The sequence below is a fragment of the Aeromonas sp. s7(2024) genome (assembly GCF_040907825.1).
GTDB classification, from domain to species: domain Bacteria; phylum Pseudomonadota; class Gammaproteobacteria; order Enterobacterales; family Aeromonadaceae; genus Aeromonas; species Aeromonas veronii.
In genome coordinates this window covers 143,762-163,077 of record NZ_JBFOCM010000040.1, presented here as the reverse complement: position 1 = coordinate 163,077, position 19,316 = coordinate 143,762, and the positions used below count along the sequence as shown (strand labels likewise).

At 59.8% G+C, this 19,316-nt stretch carries 21 protein-coding genes; 9 read left to right on the top strand and 12 right to left on the bottom strand.

The features are described from left to right. Positions 1-21 precede the first annotated feature (21 nt). The 3 genes from AB5Y73_RS19560 to AB5Y73_RS19550 form a co-directional block, all read right to left on the bottom strand. Positions 22-2,835 (bottom strand): pitrilysin family protein, encoded by a 2,814-nt coding sequence (locus AB5Y73_RS19560; protein WP_107683770.1) that lies wholly within the window; start codon positions 2,833-2,835, stop codon positions 22-24. Positions 2,836-2,862: 27 nt separating this feature from the next. Then, complete coding sequence (locus AB5Y73_RS19555; protein ID WP_101531118.1) at positions 2,863-3,300, bottom strand: YqaA family protein; 438 nt, start codon at positions 3,298-3,300, stop codon at positions 2,863-2,865. 79 nt (positions 3,301-3,379) lie between these two features. Continuing rightward, entirely contained in the window at positions 3,380-4,357 is a 978-nt protein-coding gene (locus AB5Y73_RS19550) for an NADP-dependent oxidoreductase (RefSeq protein WP_181294897.1), read from the bottom strand. Positions 4,358-4,413: 56 nt separating this feature from the next. Here AB5Y73_RS19550 and AB5Y73_RS19545 point away from each other — a divergent pair, with 56 nt between their 5' ends. Then, entirely contained in the window at positions 4,414-4,581 is a 168-nt protein-coding gene (locus tag AB5Y73_RS19545) for a hypothetical protein (protein WP_005308905.1), read from the top strand. A gap of 53 nt (positions 4,582-4,634) precedes the next feature. On the opposite strand, the gene AB5Y73_RS19540 is transcribed toward AB5Y73_RS19545, so the two are convergent. Continuing rightward, positions 4,635-5,645, bottom strand: coding sequence for a hypothetical protein (locus tag AB5Y73_RS19540; protein ID WP_042053368.1), 1,011 nt, complete (start codon positions 5,643-5,645; stop codon positions 4,635-4,637). Between the two features lie 255 nt (positions 5,646-5,900). On the opposite strand from AB5Y73_RS19540, the gene AB5Y73_RS19535 reads away from it, so the two are divergent. Next, entirely contained in the window at positions 5,901-6,197 is a 297-nt protein-coding gene (locus AB5Y73_RS19535; RefSeq protein WP_005348982.1) for a hypothetical protein, read from the top strand. 19 nt (positions 6,198-6,216) lie between these two features. After that, on the top strand, positions 6,217-6,567 hold the full coding sequence (locus AB5Y73_RS19530) for a hypothetical protein (protein WP_162895404.1): 351 nt from the start codon (positions 6,217-6,219) through the stop codon (positions 6,565-6,567). Positions 6,568-6,616: 49 nt separating this feature from the next. Here the strand turns inward: AB5Y73_RS19530 and AB5Y73_RS19525 are convergent, their stop codons facing one another. From AB5Y73_RS19525 to rpsF, 4 genes are all read right to left on the bottom strand, one after another. Continuing rightward, a complete protein-coding gene (locus tag AB5Y73_RS19525) occupies positions 6,617-7,357 on the bottom strand; it encodes a ferredoxin--NADP reductase (protein ID WP_107683772.1) in 741 nt (246 codons plus the stop codon). 101 nt (positions 7,358-7,458) lie between these two features. Beyond that, on the bottom strand, positions 7,459-7,905 hold the full coding sequence (rplI, locus tag AB5Y73_RS19520; protein WP_005340490.1) for a 50S ribosomal protein L9: 447 nt from the start codon (positions 7,903-7,905) through the stop codon (positions 7,459-7,461). Between the two features lie 52 nt (positions 7,906-7,957). After that, positions 7,958-8,188, bottom strand: coding sequence for a 30S ribosomal protein S18 (gene rpsR, locus AB5Y73_RS19515; protein WP_005308890.1), 231 nt, complete (start codon positions 8,186-8,188; stop codon positions 7,958-7,960). Between the two features lie 30 nt (positions 8,189-8,218). Beyond that, entirely contained in the window at positions 8,219-8,605 is a 387-nt protein-coding gene (gene rpsF / locus AB5Y73_RS19510; RefSeq protein WP_005308887.1) for a 30S ribosomal protein S6, read from the bottom strand. A gap of 237 nt (positions 8,606-8,842) precedes the next feature. Here rpsF and AB5Y73_RS19505 point away from each other — a divergent pair, with 237 nt between their 5' ends. From AB5Y73_RS19505 to AB5Y73_RS19495, 3 genes are all read left to right on the top strand, one after another. After that, complete coding sequence (locus AB5Y73_RS19505) at positions 8,843-10,066, top strand: Nramp family divalent metal transporter (protein WP_162895405.1); 1,224 nt, start codon at positions 8,843-8,845, stop codon at positions 10,064-10,066. 111 nt (positions 10,067-10,177) lie between these two features. Beyond that, positions 10,178-11,035: a hypothetical protein gene (locus tag AB5Y73_RS19500; protein ID WP_107683774.1), complete on the top strand. Its 858-nt coding sequence runs from the start codon at positions 10,178-10,180 to the stop codon at positions 11,033-11,035. 163 nt (positions 11,036-11,198) lie between these two features. Beyond that, entirely contained in the window at positions 11,199-11,642 is a 444-nt protein-coding gene (locus tag AB5Y73_RS19495; protein WP_107683775.1) for a PACE efflux transporter, read from the top strand. A 127-nt stretch (positions 11,643-11,769) separates the two neighbouring features. Here AB5Y73_RS19495 and hupA read toward each other — a convergent pair whose 3' ends face one another. After that, positions 11,770-12,042: a nucleoid-associated protein HU-alpha gene (gene hupA, locus AB5Y73_RS19490; RefSeq protein WP_005340484.1), complete on the bottom strand. Its 273-nt coding sequence runs from the start codon at positions 12,040-12,042 to the stop codon at positions 11,770-11,772. A 337-nt stretch (positions 12,043-12,379) separates the two neighbouring features. Here hupA and AB5Y73_RS19485 point away from each other — a divergent pair, with 337 nt between their 5' ends. Together AB5Y73_RS19485 and AB5Y73_RS19480 are read left to right on the top strand one after the other, a co-directional pair. After that, positions 12,380-12,862, top strand: coding sequence for an Rsd/AlgQ family anti-sigma factor (locus tag AB5Y73_RS19485; RefSeq protein WP_005348975.1), 483 nt, complete (start codon positions 12,380-12,382; stop codon positions 12,860-12,862). A 100-nt stretch (positions 12,863-12,962) separates the two neighbouring features. Next, positions 12,963-13,343 (top strand): PilZ domain-containing protein, encoded by a 381-nt coding sequence (locus AB5Y73_RS19480; RefSeq protein WP_005340482.1) that lies wholly within the window; start codon positions 12,963-12,965, stop codon positions 13,341-13,343. Between the two features lie 81 nt (positions 13,344-13,424). On the opposite strand, the gene radA is transcribed toward AB5Y73_RS19480, so the two are convergent. After that, positions 13,425-14,792 carry a DNA repair protein RadA gene (gene radA / locus AB5Y73_RS19475; protein WP_107683776.1) on the bottom strand — a complete coding sequence of 456 codons (1,368 nt, stop codon included), beginning with the start codon at positions 14,790-14,792 and terminating at the stop codon, positions 13,425-13,427. 100 nt (positions 14,793-14,892) lie between these two features. Here radA and AB5Y73_RS19470 point away from each other — a divergent pair, with 100 nt between their 5' ends. Beyond that, entirely contained in the window at positions 14,893-17,271 is a 2,379-nt protein-coding gene (locus tag AB5Y73_RS19470) for a PilZ domain-containing protein (RefSeq protein WP_181497589.1), read from the top strand. 54 nt (positions 17,272-17,325) lie between these two features. Here AB5Y73_RS19470 and AB5Y73_RS19465 read toward each other — a convergent pair whose 3' ends face one another. Then, on the bottom strand, positions 17,326-18,231 hold the full coding sequence (locus AB5Y73_RS19465; protein WP_368148373.1) for an alpha/beta fold hydrolase: 906 nt from the start codon (positions 18,229-18,231) through the stop codon (positions 17,326-17,328). Between the two features lie 28 nt (positions 18,232-18,259). Next, positions 18,260-19,270 carry a phosphoserine phosphatase SerB gene (serB, locus tag AB5Y73_RS19460; RefSeq protein ID WP_279499321.1) on the bottom strand — a complete coding sequence of 337 codons (1,011 nt, stop codon included), beginning with the start codon at positions 19,268-19,270 and terminating at the stop codon, positions 18,260-18,262. Positions 19,271-19,316: the final 46 nt, after the last annotated feature.

Genomic DNA, 19,316 nt, shown 5'->3' with positions numbered 1-19,316 from the left:
TTGATTTTTATAAAGCGTCAGTTACGGCAACTGCAGCGGATAGATGGGAAGATGAAGCTCCTTCAGGGGTTTTTCAAGCTTTTGCTTGTCTCCCACCACCACGATCACCATGTCGGCCGGATTGAGCCAACGGGCCGCACTCGCCTTCAGCGCCTCGGGCGACACCGTTTTGATCAGGTTGTTCTGGGCCTGCACATAGTCCGGCTTCAGGTCATACATCACCATCTGCAGCAGGAAGCCCGCCTTCTGGCCCAAGGTCTCGTAAGAGAGGGCATCCTGCTGGGAGACGGCGCTGCGCATATAGGCCAGCTCGACCGGGGTCGGGCCGCTCTTGCGGTAGTTGTCCATCTCCTTGAGGAACTGGCGGATGGCATCCACAGTCGCATCGGCCCGCACATTGGCGCCGGTAGCGAAGGTGCCCACCTCGCGGTTGGCGGAGAAACCCGAGCTGGCGCCGTAGGTGTAGCCCTTGTCTTCCCGCAGGTTGAGGTTGATACGGCTGTTGAAGTTGCCACCCAGGTTGAAGTTCATCAGCCCGGCGGTGAAGTAATCCCCCGTGGTATCGAACGGCATGGCGCGACGGCCGATGCGGATCACCGACTGGGGCGCTCCCGGCTTGTCGACCAGATAGATGCCCGGCTTGGCCTGCTCACCCTTGAGCTTGAGATCTCCCAGAGTCGGCGTGGCCCCCTTCCACTCGGTCAGGAAGCCAAGTTGCTCCTCGATCTGCTTCTGGCCCACATCACCGACCACCACCACTTTGGCGTTGGTGGGGTTGTAGTAGGCCTGATAGAAGTGCTTCACGTCCGCCAGGGTCAGCTTGGCCACATCGGCCGCTACCCCGTCGGTAGGTTGACCGAGGCGGTTCTGCTTGCCGTAGACCAGCTCGCGGAACGCCTGCCCGGCCAGCCACTCGGGCTGTTGCTGGGCCTGTTGCATCCCTTGCAGCAGCTGCGCCTTGACCCGCTCGAAGTCCGCCTCCCGCATGCCCGGGCGCTCCAGTACCTCGCGCACCAGCGCCAGGGTCTGGGGCAACTTGTCCGCCAGCGAGCTGACGGTGATGAGGTTGTTGTACTGGGCGCTGGAGACATCAATGCTTGAGCCCAGCTTTTGCAGCTCATCGCTCAGCTGAGCCTCGGTCAGGCGCACCGTACCCTGCCCCATCATGGCGGCGGTCAGATTGGCCAGTCCAAGCTGCCCCTTATCTTCGGCACGAATGCCGCCCGGCAGGGCGATCATGATGGAGACCGCGGGGATCTCGTCACTCTTGGTGCCGATGATCTCGATGTTCTTGTCGAGCTTGCCGTGCCAGATGGCGGGCACCTTGACGCTCACCGCCTCGCTCGCCTTGGGCTGCACGCTGCGATCGAAATTGTCTTTTACCGGTCGTTCGGCCAGCGCTTCGTCATGCTTGCTGTAATCCGGCAGCTCGCGCTTGGCGGGGGTAAAGTTCGGGGTGGCAACCTGCCACTCGGTCTTGCCCTTGGGCACCACGCTCAGCACCACCGCCGGCTTGCCCGCGATGAACTTGTCGTAGGCGGCCTTCACCTGCTCCGGTGTCACCTTGCCGATGGCATCGAGAGTCTTGAACACATAGTTGGGATCCTGGGCAAACACCTGACCCATGGCGAGCTGGCTCACCTTGCCGGAGACGCTATCCAGCCCCCAGATGGCAGAGGCGCGGTACTTGGCGATCGCCTTCTCCAGATCTTCCGGCTTGAGGCCGCGCTGGGCGAACTCGCCGATCACCTTGTCCACCTCCCCCTTGAGGGTCTTGAGGCTGCCATCCTGTGACGGATTGGGGTAGGCGTAGACGGTCAGGGTACAGGCCAGCTCTTCGCAATAGTGGGACGCCCCCACATCGATCGCCTTGCCGGTTTTCACCAGCGACTGGTAGAGCATGGAGCTGGCGGAACCGCCGAGTACGTCGGCAAACATGTCGAGTGCCGGCTCCTGCGGATCGCCAAGAGAGACGGTGGGGTAGCTGATATAGAGCAGCGGCAGGTGTACCTTGTCCTGCAGCGTCACGTAGCGGGTCTCGGGCAGGGTCACCGGCTTTGGCGTCGGCTCGGCCACGTCCGGGCCGCGCGGGATGGAGCCGAAGTACTTCTCGATCCACTCGAGAGCCTGCTTGCTGTCAAAGTCGCCGCCCAGAGTCAGGGTGGCGTTGTTGGGACCATACCAACGCAGGAAGAACTGCTTGAGGTCGTTCACATCGACCCGGTCGAGATCTTCCACGTAACCGATAGGCTGCCAGGAGTAAGGGTGAGTACGCGGATAGAGCGCCTCCCCAACCTTCTCGCTCACCAGCCCGTACGGCTGGTTATCGACCCGCTGGGCCCGCTCGTTCTTGACGGTGGCGCGCTGGATCTCGAACTTCTTCTGGCTCACCGCATCGAGCAGGAAGCCCATCCGATCCGCCTCCAGCCAGAGCACTTTTTCCAGCTGGTTGGCAGGCACTGTCTCGTAGTAGTTGGTGCGGTCCTTGTTGGTGGTGCCATTCATGTCGCCACCGGCTTCGTTGATGATCCGCATATGCTCCTGATCACCGACGTGTTTCGAGCCCTGGAACATCATGTGCTCGAAGAAGTGGGCGAAACCGGACTTGCCGACCGTCTCGCGGGATGAGCCGACGTGATAGGTCACATCGAGGTGCACCAGCGGATCGGAGCGGTCGGGGGCCAGGATCACGGTCAGGCCGTTGTCCAGCTTGTACATCTGGTAGGGGATGGCGAGCTTGCCCTCCTCCTTGCCCTGTTCGGCGATTAGGGTCGGTGCCGCCAGCACCGGCAGGGTGAAGCCCAGCAGAATCGTTAAAGGTATGACTTTGTTCACGGTAACCTCGTGAGTGACAAAAACAGGCTAGAAAATGTGACTGGCCAGCAGAAAAACCAGGGCATAACGGAACAATTTGCCGAGCCCGATCAAAATGAGAGAGCGCCAGAAGGAGAGGCGCAGCCAACCGGCCAACAGACAGAGACCATCACCGACCACCGGCGTCCAGGCAAGCAGCAGACACCAGTGACCATGTTGTTTGAGCCAGCCTAAGGCTTTTTGTTCCCCACGGCCTTGAAAATCTTCCGGTTTCTTCTTGAAGGTGGCGAGCCAGCCGAGCCACCAGGTGGTCATGGATCCGAGGGTATTGCCCAGCGTTGCCCACAGTAGCAGGCTCGCCATGCTCCACTCCCCCTTGGCCGCCATGGCCCCCAGCAGCACTTCGGAGCTACCGGGCAGCAGGGTGGCAGAGGTAAAGGCGCTTAAAAAGAGCCACCCCAGCCCCATCTCCATTAACTCATTCATGATGCGCGTCCCCACGACCCAGGCAAGGACACGAGGCGCTCAATAACAGCCACACCATGTGCCATCTCCATCATCTCGCTCATCCGGGCAGGCCATCGGCCGCAGGCATCCGCAGCAGCAGCTTGCCGCGCACATGGCCCCCTTCGATAGCCTGATGGGCCAGCGCCCCCTCGGCTAGGGGGAATTCACCGGCGAGGGTGACCTTCACCTCCCCCTGCCGCAGCAGCATCAACATCTGACCCAGCTGCTTCTGGTCGGGGTGAACCAGCATGCCGACCACCTCGATACCCGCCGCAGCCCCAGCATCCTTGATCTGCTGGGCGGTAATGGTAGGCACAGTCACCAGGCGGCCACCCGGCTTGACGCAGGCGAGCGCCGCCTTGCCGCTCTCGCCGCCTACCAGATCCAGCACCAGATCGACCTGACCGGCCTCTGCCACCACCCGTGCCGGCCAGTTCGCATCATGGTAATCCACCATCCAGCGCGCCCCCAGAGCGTGCAGGAAGCCATGGTTGTCCGGGCTGGCGGTAGCCACCACCTCGGCGCCATAGGCGCTGGCAAACTGCACCGCCAGATGGCCGACGCCACCGGCCCCGGCGAGGATCAAGACCCGCTGACCGCTCTGGAGGCCGCCGTGCTCAAGCAGCCCCTGCCAGGCGGTGAGACCGGCCAGCGGCAGCGCCGCCCCCTGCTGCAGGCTCACCCCGTCGAGCTTGACCAGCTCGCTCTCGCTTGCCACCACAGACTCCCCGTAGCCACCTGCGGTAAGAGGAAAACCAACCATACCGCACACCCGATCCCCCTCGACCAGCGAGGTCACGCCGGGGCCCACCTTCTCCACCACGCCGGAGATATCATAACCCGGCGTCCAGGGCAGCTTGTCCTTGTTCTGGGCCGCCGCCCAGCCAAGACCGGCGCGGGTTTTGGCATCGATGGGGTTCACCCCCGCAAAGCAGATGCGCACCCGTACTTCGCCATCGGCAGGCACCTTATCGAGGGAAGGGTTGAGCTTGAGTACCGAGGGGTCACCGAATGCGGTAATCTGTAGTTGCGTCATTGCACAATCCATCCTGTTGATTGATCAAGGGTCAACAGAATAACAGCGAGGACACCATGGCTCGAATGTTTCTTATTCCTCTGTTGCTGGCACTGGGGTGGTGGGCGTTTCTGCTCTACTTCCGCATCCCGCTCAAACAGGGGGCCAAGGGGTTTTACTGGATCATCGGCATCGGTGGCGGACTGGCCGCCTTCCTCAGCCTGATGATGGTGCTGACTCACTGAGTGCCAAGCCACTCGATAACGAAAAAGGCCACCGAGTTTCGGTGGCCTTCTCACTATCCGGGTTGCTGCTCCAGCGCCGGATTGAGGTAGTAGTGGCGATTGCTCCCCTGCCCCAGCACCCCTTGCGACAGCAGATGGTGGAACACCCGATCCACCTCCTCCAGCGAGAGTGACAGCGCCTGTGCCACCGAGCGCTTGCTGCACTTGAGCTCACCGCTCACCAGCGCACCGCGCACCTGGGCCAGCACTTCGGGGGCGGGCTCGGGGGGCATGATGGGCTCGGGCTGCGCCGCCATCGCCAACGCTGCCTGCGCCTCTCTGCGAGCTTGCTCCTGCTGCCAGCGCCACATCCGGCGAAAGCGGTTCTCCTCGCCGATCAGACTGACGAAGAAGGCACCGAACACGTCGAGCAGCACCGAGAGGAAGCAGACCAGCAGGAACTGCACCTGACTGATGCTCATCCCCACCCCGTCCGCCAGACTGCTCATCAGCCCCAACATGGAGGATTGTTCGTTGACCGGCTTGGCATCGCGCTGCTGACGCAGCTCATCCTGCTGCAAGCGCAGCTTGGTATTGGCGTGCTGCAACGAGGAGACGCCGCTAGAGATACGCTCCAGCTCGATGTATTTGCGGGCCGCCTCCTCGTTGAGCTGGATCTGCCGCTCGATGCTGGCGATCTGCTCGTCGAAACGGGCCAGCTCCCGCTCGTGGCGCGCCTGCTGGCTCAGTACCGTGTTGGTGGCGCTGTTGATGCCACCAATACTGCCGCCGATGGAGATGGCCGCCAACACGCTGTAGAACAACAGCGACCAAAAAGCGCCACTCAAATCCCGCCGCGCCTTGCGCTCGCCGTACTCGTACCAGACGTAAAACTTGCCCAGCTCGAAGATGATGGCCAAGCCGCCGAACAGCCACTTCATCAGCGGGTTGTCATCGATGGAGAGGAACAGCAGCAGGGAGAAGATAATGGAGGCCAGAATAGCCAACCCGGTGAAACTGTATACCGTCGTCAGAGCAAACCACCCCTTGGGGTAGCGCAATGTAGAGGAGTCCTGTGTGGTCATGATGAAGGGGTGTGCTGTGCAGGAAAAGTTGGCTGCCGATTATAGTCGCCAGACTCGCCCAGAGAAGGGCAAATGACTGAATTCCTTCAGATTGGCAACCAGCTGCCCAGAGTGCGACCAAAACGGACAAATCGGCAGCAGAAAAGCGATACAATCCCTCCCTGACTTGATCATGTGGTGAGATGGGGAACAGTTCCGCCCGGGTTCAGCTCCGGTCTGTACACTCATCCACCGTTGCAATTATCCGAGGCCATCATGAACAGTAAGACCACCTTGCTACTCTCCCTTCTTCTGGTTACCGGCAGCGCCGCAGCGACACAGCAATATCAAGAGAGCAGTGGCTCCGAATTCTCCGTCGATGAGCTTAAATTCAACCTGGACTGGGATGACAAGCAGTTCGGCTGGACCCAGAACGACTGTCTCGACTTGGGGGTCGGCGAAACCGCCCCGGCCGACTGCAGGGCGGTCAAATTCAATCTGGAAGATGAAGAGAACCGCAACCAGCCACCGCAAACCAACCAGCTCCCTGCCAACTCGCAGAGTGGCCAATAACGACAGGAGTACCCTTGCGATGACCCAAGCCAAACACAACCCCGTTATCCAGCGTGGCGCCCTGCTGCTCTCCCTGCTGATGGCGCATTGCATCGCGGTTGCGGCGCCGCCAAGCAAAAATAGCGATGGCATCAAGATCTCCGGTGATGACATCAAGATCAATCTCGACTGGGATGACAAAGAGTACGACTGGTGGCAGGACAACTGTCTGGATCTTGGCATTGGCGACAGCCGGATCAAACTCAACTGCGACAAGATGGATGGCAAGTACCGGGATCACTACAACCGCAGCATCCACAGCGGCAATAACCCCGGGCAAGGTCACGACAAACAGAAAGATAAAAACAAGGGCAACGACAAGAAGAACTGAACGCCCTCTCCTGATGCAGCAGGGGCCTGGTGCCCCTGTGCTGATTGTTTTACCAATAATTCTCCGCACTGATATTGCCCGGCGCCCGCCGCAGATTCTTGGCCAACCCCAGCGCCAGCAAGGTCTGCTGGGTCTCTTTCACCATCTCCGGATTACCGCAGATCAGCACCTGACTCAGCTCGGGTGAGAACTCCAACCCCACTCGATCCTGCAACTGACCATTGGCAATCGCCGCCGGGATCCGCCCTGCCATTGCATCGGGCCAGGGCTCGCGGCTGACAAAGGGGACATAGCGAAAGCGCTCGCCATATTGCTCGGCAAAGCTGGCGATCAAATCCTGATAGCTCAGCTCCTCGCCTTTACGTACCCCATGCACCAGCACCAGATTCTCGAAACGGTTGAACGCCTCGCCATCGGCCAGCATGGAGAGGAAGGGGCCGATGGCAGTGCCGGTCGAGAGCAGCCAGAGATCGCGCCCGGCAGGCACCTCATCCAGCGTCAGAAAGCCGGTGGCCTGGGATTGCACCAGCAGGGTATCGCCCGCTTGCAACGAGCCGAGGGACGGAGTCAGCTCACCGCTCGGGATCTCGACCAGATAGAACTCGTGGTATGGCGCAGAGGGGGGATTGACGAAGGAGTAGGCGCGCTGAATGCGCCGCTCGTCCTGCTCAAGGGCCAGTTTGGTGAATTGACCTGCCTTGTAGGGGGCCAGATCGGCCGCTACCCGCAGGGAGAACAGAGTGGGTGTCCATTCGATGCGTTCGATGACGCGACCTTCTACCCAAGCCATAGGGATCTCCTCCAGTGGAACAGAGCTTCACTCTACCCCCGGGCCGGAAAATAAAAAACCCGCGCAAAAGCGCGGGTTTTCTCTGCAAAAGCGAATCGCTATTACAGGGCAACAACCTGGATCTGTACGGTTGCTTTAACGTCAGCGTGCAGCTGAACAGCAACTTCGTAGTCACCGGTGTTACGCAGAACGTTGCCCATGCGGACTTCGCTCTTGGCAACGGCTACGCCGGCAGCAGTGATGGCTTCAGCCACGTCACGGGTACCGATGGAACCGAACAGCTTGCCTTCGTCGCCAGACTTGGAAGCGATAACCACGGTAGCCAGTTCGGCCAGCTTGGCAGCACGCTCTTCAGCAGCAGCTTTGTTGGCAGCCAGTTTGGCTTCCAGCTCAGCGCGACGAGCACCGAAAGCTTCGATGTTGGCCTTGGTGGCCATAACAGCTTTGCCTTGCGGGATCAGGTAGTTACGGGCATAACCAGATTTCACGGAAACTTGGTCACCCAGACCGCCCAGTTTGGCGATTTTGTCGAGCAGGATAACTTGCATTACCTTTCCTCTATAAATTTCGTTGAGTTAGGCTTAAGTGCCGGGCCGATTCTTACTTGTTGTGCAGATCGGTGTACGGCAGCAGAGCCAGGTAACGAGCACGCTTGATGGCGCGTGCCAGCTGACGCTGATACTTGGCGCGGGTACCGGTGATACGGCTCGGTACGATCTTGCCAGATTCAGTGATGTAGTTTTTCAGAGTAACGATATCTTTGTAGTCGATCTCGGTAACGTTCTCGGCGGTGAAGCGGCAGAACTTACGACGACGGAAATAACGTGCCATGGCCTTTATCCTCTAGTCAGTGATCCAGAATTACTCTTCGGAAGCAGCTTCAGTAGCTTCTTCGCGGCGCTCGTCGTCACGACGGGTGAAGCGCTCTTCTTTGGCCTTGGCCATCGGAGAAACTTCAGTCACGGCGTGCTTGGTGCGCATGATCATGTTGCGGATAACGGCATCGTTGAAGCGGAAGTTGGTTTCCAGCTCATCGATAACGGCTTGCTCTGCTTCTACGTTCATCAGAACGTAGTGGGCTTTGTGCAGTTTGTCGATCGGGTAAGCCAGCTGACGACGGCCCCAATCTTCCAGGCGATGAATGGTACCACCGGAGGTGGTGATGGCGCCGGTGTAACGCTCGATCATGCCGGGAACTTGCTCGCTCTGGTCCGGATGAACCATGAAGACGATTTCGTAATGACGCATTTTAGCTCCTTACGGATTAATTCAGCCTCCGCCCAGGTGCAGCCAGACCTCGGAGGCAAGGAACATAAAGGTGTTTAGTCGCTGCTTTTCTAGGGCGGCGTATTGTACGAAATCACATCCCTCACTGCAACTGACCGCCTTAAATGTTTTTCCCGATGGAAATCATCAGAAACAACAATTGATAATGATTATCACTTAGATCTATTCTCTCTCCATATCCTTATGGAGGGTGATGCCATGCAACCCGCACTGACGACTACGATTCCAGCCCGCAAATTCAAACTGACCCTGCTCGGGCCAGCCTTTATCGCCGCCATCGGCTATATCGACCCGGGCAACTTCGCCACCAATATTCAGGCGGGCTCTACCTTTGGCTACCAGTTGCTCTGGGTGGTGGTATGGGCCAACCTGATGGCAATGCTGGTGCAGACCCTCTCGGCCAAACTTGGCATCGTCACCGGCAAGAATCTGGCGGAGCACATCCGCGACCGACTGCCGAAACCGGCGGTCTGGGCCTACTGGGTGCAGGCAGAGATCATCGCCATGGCCACCGATCTCGCCGAATTTATCGGCGCCGCAGTCGGCTTCAAACTGCTGCTTGGCGTGACCTTGCTTGAAGGGGCCTGCATCACCGCCGTGGTGACCTGGGGGATCCTGATGTTGCAATCCCGTGGCCAGAAACCGCTGGAGTTCGTGGTCGGCGGCCTGCTGTTGTTTGTCGCGGCGGCCTACATCGTCGAGCTGATCTTCTCCCGCCCTCATCTGCCCAGCCTGCTGGAGGGCGCCCTCTTCCCCGGTCTGCCCAATAGCGATGCCGTCTATCTGGCCGCCGGTGTGCTCGGTGCCACCGTGATGCCCCACGTTATCTATCTGCACTCGGCACTGACCCAGCACACGCAGGATCAGGGCTCGGTCAGCCAGCGGCTGCACACCACCCGGGTCGATGTGGCGATTGCCATGACCATCGCCGGCTTCGTCAATCTGGCGATGATGGCGATGGCGGCTGCAGCGTTCCACAGCTCGGGCCACCAGCAGGTAGCGGAGCTGGAATCCGCCTACCAGACCCTCACTCCGCTGCTGGGTCAGGCAGCTGCCACCCTGTTTGGCCTCTCGCTGGTCGCCTCCGGCATCAGCTCTACAGTGGTAGGCACGTTGGCCGGGCAAGTGGTGATGCAGGGGTTTGTCCGCTTTACCATCCCGCTCTGGCTGCGTCGCGCCATCACCATGGCTCCCGCCTTCGTGGTAATCGCCATGGGGCTCAACACCACCGACATTCTGGTGCTGAGTCAGGTGATCCTGAGCTTTGGCATCGCGCTGGCCCTGATCCCGCTGTTGATGCTGACCGGCGATCGGGCACTGATGGGGCAACATCGTAACCACCCCGTCACCCAGGCGGTAGGCCGCCTTATCGTTGCGCTGGTGATCGGGCTCAACGCCTATCTGCTGGTTGCCATGATCTAGCGAACCGTAAAACCGAGAAGAGGGGCTCATTAACACTGGTTAATGAGCCCTTTCGTACTTTGGCGTATGCTGCCGCTTTCTCTTCTCATTTATCGTTGCGGGAGCCTTGCCATGGAACATACCCGAGCCAGCTTCGTACTGGGCCATCATCAGGAGCAGGCCAGCGTGGTCTGCTGCCAGCGCGGTGACACCACGCTGCTGGTCACCGACCTCACCCCCTTTCATCCCCAGAGCCACCTCTGGCCCGATCAGCCGGGGGATGTGGGCCATGTTCGCTGGGAAGGGGGCGAAGCCACCATTGGCCCTTGCCGGATGGGGGCTATCAGCCCGGATGGCGAGCTGTTCGTCGATACTGCGATTCCGGTCAAGCGGGGCGCAGAGGGGTGGCGTTTCGTGGTGGTCCATCCGCTGACCGGAGACCACGCGCTAGCCGTTGGCAGCCAGGTCGAATTGCAAGTAGATAGCGCTGCCCGCCACGCCCTGAGTCTGGGCCATAGCGGCTGCCATCTGGCCGCGATGGCCCTCAACCGGGTACTCATCCCCTACTGGCGCAAGGAGGTAAGCGAGCGCGATGCACTGGGCCAGCCCGACTTCGATCGTCTTGCTATTCAAAGCTCGCGGGTCGAGCCTTGCGGATCACGGGAGCAGTACCGCATCGGCAAGAGCCTGCGCAAGAAGGGGGTCAACAGCGAGGCACTGCTGGCAGATCTGGCGCTGATTGAAGAGAAGGTCAACCAGCAGCTGGCCGACTGGATCGCAACCGGGAGCGAGATCCGCCGCAGCCGCGCTGGCGAGGCGATCATCGATTCCCGTTACTGGCACTGCATGCTGGAAGGCCAGGAGGTGACCATTCCCTGTGGTGGCACCCATGTTGCCTCGCTCGCCGAGTTGGGAGAGGTCAAGGTAGAGCTCACTCAAGTGGAAGAGGGCTTTGCCATGCTGACCCGGGTCACGCCAACCGGCGCCTGAGTCGCAGACTTGACCACTCAGGGCTTACGCCCAAGTAGGCAATAGAGAAGTATCGCAAAGAGGGGGCATCATCATGCCCCTCAACGCCAGTCATGACGGGCCGATGCTTCTCTTTTAACCACTCCCTGATTAGAATGCGCCTCCCACAGGAGGCACATCACCCATGAGCAGTACCCAACTACGCACCACCCCGGATCGACTTCGTTATCTGGTTCTCTACGAAGGCATCGGGCTGGCACTGGTCGCACCGCTGATCAGCCAGCTGTTCGGTCAGGGCGTCGCCGAGGTCGGTTCGCTGGCCATCTTCTTCTCCATCGTCGCCACTGCCTGGACCTACGGCTGGAATCTGTTGTTCGACAAGGGGTTGCTCAAACTGTGCGGGCGTACCAACAAGCGACCACTGGACCGCTTCCTGCACGCATTTGGCTATGAGGCGAGCTTCATGATGCTCTCCCTCCCCTGCGTCATGTTCTGGCTCGATCTGGGAGTGTGGGACGCCCTGATGCTGGATCTCGGCTTCGTTGCCTTCTACCTCGCCTACATCATGGTCTTTACCTGGGCCTATGAGCGGATCTGGCCGCTGCCATCCAACCCGCAGACGGCATAAGGCCTCAGCCGCAACGAGGCCGACAGAAGGAAAAGTCAGGAAGGACTAATAGGAAGGATGGGAGAATTCCATAAAAACAATGCCAGTCAGCGAGCTGACTGGCATTGGACAAAACAGACTTTCGGACTTACTTGACGGCGTCTTTCAGAGCCTTGCCAGCCACGAATGAAGGCACGTTGGCAGCAGCAATCTGGATCTCTTTACCAGTTTGCGGGTTACGACCGGTGCGGCCTGCGCGGTGGGTGACCTTGAAGGTGCCAAAACCGACCAGTTGCACAGCATCGCCTTCTTTCAAGCTCTGGGTAATACCATTGATGATCTCTTCCAGAGCCACTTTGGCCTGAGCTTTGCTCAGATCTGCTTTGGCGGCAATCGCATCGACAAGTTGAGCTTTGTTCATAACATTTCCTTTATGATCGGGCATTTAGCGCTGGGTCACTCTATGCAAAAAAAAACTCACAGGCAAAGCCTTTATCGAGCCGAACGCGTCAAACGCTGGGGTTTTCATCAAGATCTGCGGAAATAGTCACATTCCACACGCGAAAAACCGTGAGCAGGCCTGAAACCTGCTAGCACGCAGACACGATCTGCTGACTATTTCTTCGCCACTTAACATTATCCCCCCATGGCTATTGACGCTTGCCCAGATTTTCCCTAGTTATAGGTTGTGTCACTGCTCAAACGGCTCGGAATACCGAACAATCGGCCAGCCTTTGCCCCACGGAGGGATAGGGATTATGTTGACGAAACTGGAACAGACCAAGCAGGCGCTGGCAGGCAAGCATAAGGCTATCGACGACTGGCTGGATGCAAGGCAAGCGTTGCTGGTTGGATACATGCAGCTGGCAGGCCTCACTCCGGCGCGGACCAAGCAACGCAGCCTGCCCAAAACAGAAGAGCTGCATCAGTTTTGCGACCGCCTGGTCGACTATGTCAGTGCAGGCCATTTCGAGATCTACCACCACGTCGTCACCGCCTTCGAGCAAGCCAGCGGCGAAACTCTGGAGCTGGCCAAGCGCATCTATCCCCATATTCGTAACAGCACTGAATTCGCCCTCGAGTTCAACGACAAATACAGTGATGCCGACGAGGCCCAATTGCTGCTACTGGATGATGATCTCAACGAGTTGGGCCCGGTTCTGGAAGAGCGGTTCAAACAGGAGGACCGCCTGGTCAAGGCGCTTCATGTGGTGGAATCCTTGAGTACCCAGCAAGCCTGAATGCCATTTTCGGAGCAAGTTCAAGATACTGGCAACCAAGGTGGATTACACTCAGAGCAATGACCCTAGCGTCCACACTTATTGCATACAGGAGATGAGCATGTCTGAGCGCCGCCGTTTTGCACGGATCCTCTACTTGACCATGGCAGAACTCACCCAGGGGGAACAGAAGTGGCAGACCCAGCTTGTCGACGTCTCCTTGCAGGGAGCCCTGCTGATCCGCCCCGACGACTGGGAGAGCCGTGACAACAAGGAGTACCAGCTCAGCTTTATCCTGAGCGGTAGCGATATCGAGATCAAAATGCAGGTCGAGCTGACCCACGAAGCCAGCAAGAAATTGGGTTTCTACTGCCACCACATCGATATCGACAGTGCCACCCACCTCAAGCGGATGATCGAGCTCAACGTCGGCGACGAAGAGCTGCTCCACCGCGAGCTGGAACAACTGCTGAGCGAACATCTGGAACATAGCCAGCCCTGATGGCAGGTTCCAGCCCATAAAAAAGAGCGCCGAGGCGCTCTTTTTCCGTTGTGCTGTTGTATCGATTGCAATGCTGAGGGATTACAGCGCCTCGAGTGCCTCAGACAGCTTCTTGACCGGCACCACTTCCATCCCTTCGATGGGATGCTTGGGGGCATTGGCGTGTGGCACGATGGCACGACGAAAACCGTGTTTGGCCGCCTCCTGCAACCGCTCCTGGCCGGACGGCACAGGGCGAATTTCACCGGAAAGGCCCACTTCGCCGAACACCACCAGATCCTTGGGCAGCGCCTGGTCCCGGAAGCTGGAGACCATCGCCAGCAGCAGCGCCAAGTCCGCACTGGTCTCCTCGACCTTGACCCCGCCGACCACGTTGATGAAGACATCCTGATCCGCCATCTGCAACCCACCGTGACGGTGCAGCACCGCCAGCAACATAGCGAGCCGGTTGTGATCCATCCCCACCGCCACCCGGCGCGGGTTGGAGAGCTGGGAGTAATCCACCAGCGCCTGCAACTCCACCAGCAGCGGTCGGGTGCCCTCCCAGATCACCATGACGATGGAACCGGGCGCCTGCTCCTGCCCCCGGCTGAGGAAGATGGCGGAGGGGTTGCTCACCTCGCGCATCCCCTGTTCGGTCATGGCAAAGACCCCCAGCTCGTTGACCGCACCGAAGCGGTTCTTGTGGGAGCGCAGAGTCCGAAAACGGGAATCATGACCGCCATCGAGCAGCACAGAGCAGTCGATGCAGTGCTCCAGCACCTTGGGACCCGCCAGACTGCCATCCTTGGTCACATGACCCACCATGAAGATGGCCACATGGTTCTGTTTGGCATAGCGGGTCAGCAGCGCTGCCGCTTCGCGTACCTGTGAGACAGAACCGGGGGACGATTGCACATCCGCCACATGCATCACCTGAATGGAGTCAATCACCATGATCTGCGGCTGCTCCTGCTGGGCAATCAGGCAGATCTGCTCGACGCTGGTCTCGGAAAGCATCCGCAGCTTGTCGGTGGGTAGCCCAAGGCGGTTGGCCCGCATCGCGACTTGCTGGAGCGACTCCTCGCCGGTGACATAGAGGGTTTTCATCCGCTCTGCGAGACCACACATGGTCTGCAGCAACAGGGTCGACTTGCCCGCCCCCGGGTTGCCGCCAATCAGAATGGCCGAGCCGGGCACCACACCGCCACCAAGCACCCGATCCAGCTCCTTGAAACCTGAGGTAAAACGGGGAATTTCGGTGGTGGCGATCTCTGCCAGTGTCTGTACCTGACTGCCGACCGCGCCGGCATAACCGGTGTAACGGGCACTCTTGCCAACGGGACTCACCGAACCGAGGCGCACCTCGGTAATGGTATTCCACTCCTTGCACTCGCTGCATTGACCTTGCCAGCGTGTGAAGTCGGCACCACATTCGGAACAAACATAAGCAGTTTTATTTTTGGCCATTGATAACTCGGGGACAGGATGAATTCCTGCTTGATATACTTGTTTGCGACCGACAGATCAAACCCAGAATCGGAAAAGTGACTTTCCGTGGCAGGAACAAATGGATTCAGAACACCAGCAACATCTGATTGAACAACTCGTCCCCTTGCTGCGGGAGAAAGATTTCGAGGAGATCTTCAACCGCATGACTCAGGAGGAAAACAGCAACAGCCGTTTTCTGATCAAGATGGAGCTCAAGCGCAAGTGCTCCCCCTGCCGCAGGGTCATCGACATGCGCGATGAGCTGGAGGATGAGTGCCTGGTGCATGAGTTCGACGGCATCACTCACTTCATGCCCGCCGATGCGATAGCCTTGTTCCAGTCCCAGTGCTATCTCTACCGCGATATCTATACCCTCGGCGTCTACGAGGCACTGCAACAGTGGCAAAAGCAGCACCACAACGCCCGCGTGGATGGTCAGCTGTCTCCCCCGGCCAGCCCCTTCCGGCAATATGATGTCAACACCATCGCCTTTGCCAGCTACTACGGCCGCCGTCAGGAGCGGATGCACTTCAGCTCGCCGGTGCTGATCAAGTTTCAGGACGGGGAGAAGTTGTTCGCCAAGAGTTCCGATCTCTCGCTGGGTGGCATGCGGGTCTCGGTACCCTATCTGCCGAGCTATAACACCGGCGCCCAGGTGGAGGTCTTCTTTACCGGACTGGAGCGGGACACCCCCAATCCTGTGCTGCATCAGCCGGTCGGCTATCAGATCCTCGGCGAAGAGAGCAAAGAGGGGAAATACTGGCTGCGACTGGTGCGCTCCGGCGAACAGCCCGCCTTCGATGCCTTCCTCAGCGACTTTATCGATGCCAACAAGATCCGCTATCGGGTCAGCGTCGACTATCTGCTCTCCGCCGCCATCATCAAGGGATATGAGCAGTTCTACCTGCCGCGGATGACCGGCATGCCGCTCTTCTTCGGCACCGGCGACAGCCCCAATCTCGAGATAGCCCTGCGTACGGAAAACAACCAGCACCTGCTGGAGTATTGGCGCGATGAAAAAAATCGCGATGCCCTCGCGGGGCTTTTCAGCGCAGAGCGGATGAAACGGCTCTGCCCGGCCCCCGGCACCACCACCGAGACCATCATCTACTGCTTTACCCACACGGTGCGCAGCCACATCTACTTCTTCTCCGCCACCGCAGAGGAGCTGCGCCAGAGTGGCCTCACCGCCCTCTTCTTCCAGGTGGGCTCACGCCGGCCCAGCTGGCGTGTCTACAAGTTCACGCTGGAGGCGTGCGATCTGGTCGAGGCGGATGTGGGGCAACTGCAGGGGCAGGACAACCCGCAGTTGCAAGATATCTTGCTGCTCGAGCGGCTCAAGCAGATCGGCTATTGCGGCCTACTGCAGGAGATCGGCCTGGAGTCCCAGCGGGAAGAGTTCCATCAGGAAGGGGTCAGCAACAACGCCAACGAGCTGCAGCGCTTTGGTCACGAACAGGGGGTTGCCCCGTTCGAGATCGAGACCCTGCACTATGTTCAGCTTCGTAAGGAGTCGCGCTACATCCACAAGACCGCGGTCGCCATCCATCACAACGGCAAATCCTGGATCGGCTGGACCCGCGACATCTCGACTCACGGCCTGCAAATCGAGCTGGAAGATGCCTTTATCGGCGAGAAGAACGATGTGGTGACCATCGCCCTGCCCCGCTTGCAGGAGCTCTCCAAGAGCATGGATCTGCAGCGTCTCTCCTACCGGCTGGTCAGTCTCAACATGACCCGCACCGTGCTGCACCTCTGCATCGAAGGGGATTCGGATCGCCATACCGGCCGCCAATTCTTCAGCCTGCTGATCGAGAGCAACCAGAACAAGCTCAAGGCGGCGCAGGAGCAGCGCCGCTATCGCGGGCTGGCGCGGGCCCTGCGCAACATCTATACCCACCACCTGTTCAACTCACCGGTCTACGTCAACAAGCTGAAAGGCGCGCCCAAACCGGCCTCCATCGGCAAATCCCTGCAACCGCGCAGTCTGCAGCGGCTGCTGCAAGCCTGTGCTGAGCTGCCGGAGCAGGAGAACCTCTACCCGCTGTTTCAGGGGGAGCTGCTCAAGGAGCTGCTGATGAACCCGCTGCGAGCCATCGAGCGGGAGGACAAACCGAGAGAAGATGAGGTCTATATCGCCAGCATCCAGACCAAGGCCGGCCTGCCCATCTTCAGCAGCCGACTGGCCAGCAGCTTTGCCAACGTCAAAGAGAAGCGTCAGTTCATCGAGCTGGCGCAGCAACAGGGGGAGTTCTACTCGGTGCTGGTCGGCATCTCCCGTACCGGACGGCCCGACACCAACTTCATCGCCAACGAGTTGGACTACATCGCCAAGTTCGCCATCCACAAGGCGCGCAAGCTGGAAGAGGAGCTATGGAGCGTGGTGGGGGTGGGCGAACTGACCGATACCACCCAGGCCACCCTGTTCCGCTTTGGCATCACGCCGCCGCTGAACTGATGATCCGGAAACAGACAGAAATGAAACAGGGCGCTCGAGGCGCCCTGTTTTTTGTCATACCGCCTGCGGGTTAAGCAACCAGTCGAGGATCTGGGGAAAGTGATCCTCCTGGGCCTGCGGGGCGGTCAGCATATTGATGTGGTCATAATCGAGGCGGTTGCCGTTGTCCCGCCCCAATCGGGTGTGACGTGTGGCCGAACACATCTCGTCGCTGAAGCGGCGCACATCGGTCGGGTGACCCAGCACCTTGTCCGCTTTGGCCGAAATCATCCAGAGCGGTGGCCAGTTGACCCGTGCCGCCGCCTCGTCATAGGCAAAACCGTCGTGAGGATCCTGCCAGGGGCCGCACTTGACCCAGGGGATGGTCTCCTGCAGATAGCGCAGCGGCTCGTCGTCAGCACCGATCTTCAGAGTACGAGCCGCCAGAAAACCACGGCGGCGGGCCAGCCAGGGGGCCAGCCGATTCCAGATCAGATCCACCTTCAGCCAGCGCTCGGGATTGTGCACCGACACACCGCGCTTGGTGCCAAAAAACAGCAGGCTGGCCACCTGTTCCGCCAGCTCGGGGAAGCGCACCAGGGTCGAGGCCATGATGACACCGCCCCAGGAGTGGGCCACCCAGTGCACCTTGAAGCCATGATGGCGCTCGGCAATCCAGCGGTGCAGGGCGGGCAGATCCTCGGTGATCAGCTCATGCTGACCGTGCTCCGCCTGCTCGGCGATGGCAGGAGTGCTGAGCCCCCGCCCCCGCAAATCAGCCACATAGACCTGATAGCCGTGACGGGCCAGAAAGCAGGCCAGCCCCTTGCCAGATTCGGTATAGAAAATCCGCCCGTTCTCGATGGCGCCGTGCACCATCAGGATCGGCTCGCCATGCACGGCGACCCGGGGTTTGATGTGGCGAACATGCAATTGATGGCCACTACAGGGGATAAACAGAGACTGCTGCAACAATTCCATTTTTATTGGTTTCCTCCTTGAAACACTGTCAGCGCTTGTCCCAACGCTGCTCGCTGCAGGCCCGCGCCGCCAGCAGGCAGATCACCCCCTCCAGATCGTGATGATTGAGGGTGGCCGCTGCCTGCGTCCGCACCAGCGGTTTGGCGTGAATGGCGATGCCAAGACCCGCGACCCCCATCATCTTGAGATCGTTGGCACCATCGCCGATGGCCACAGTCTGGGCGGCAGCAATGCCGTACTCCTGAGCAAGCTGCTGCAACACCTCGGCCTTGACGCTGGCATCGACGATGCGCCCACTCACCTTGCCGGTCAGCTGGCCCCCCTCCACCGCCAGCTCGTTGGCGAAGATGGCATCGAGCCCCAGCTCGCGCTGCAACTGGCCAGCAAAACGGGTAAAACCACCGGAGGCGATGGCCACCTTCCAACCCGCCCCTTTGAGGGTATCGACCATCAGCTGCAAGCCCGGCATCCAGGGCATCCATGCCGCCACCTCGTCGAGGATGGCGACCGGCGCCCCAGCCAGCAGGGCCACCCGATTGCGCAGGCTGTCGGAAAACTCCAGCTTGCCCTGCATGGCTGCGGCCGTTACTGCCGCCACCTGCTCGCCAACCCCGGCAAGGCGGGCAATCTCGTCTATACACTCGATGCGGATCGCGGTGGAATCCATGTCCATCACCAGCAGGCCGGGCTCGTTCAGGGTCGGTAGCGCGGGCAGATGGCAGAGATCGATCTCCCACTCACCGCTCTTGAGCTCGGCCACCAACTCGGCAGAGAAGCGATCGCAGCCAAGCAGCAGCAACGGCACGCCTGCCACCTCGGTGGGAGGATAGAGGGTGGCCGCCAACTCCTGCGCAGCCAACAGTGGCGACAGGCGCGCCAGATGGGAGGCACCCAGCCCCTTGCCAAACAGCACCAACCAGCCGCCCGTCTGCGGAGTCTCTGTCGGTTGCAACGCATCTGCGTTGAGCTGCCAACAGGGTGAGCCTGACAACAACGCGGGCCAATCGGATAACAGAGGGGGGAGCCGGGACAACAACATAAGGGATACGCCTTCCTTGGTGATCAGGGGGTTAACAATGCTGGCC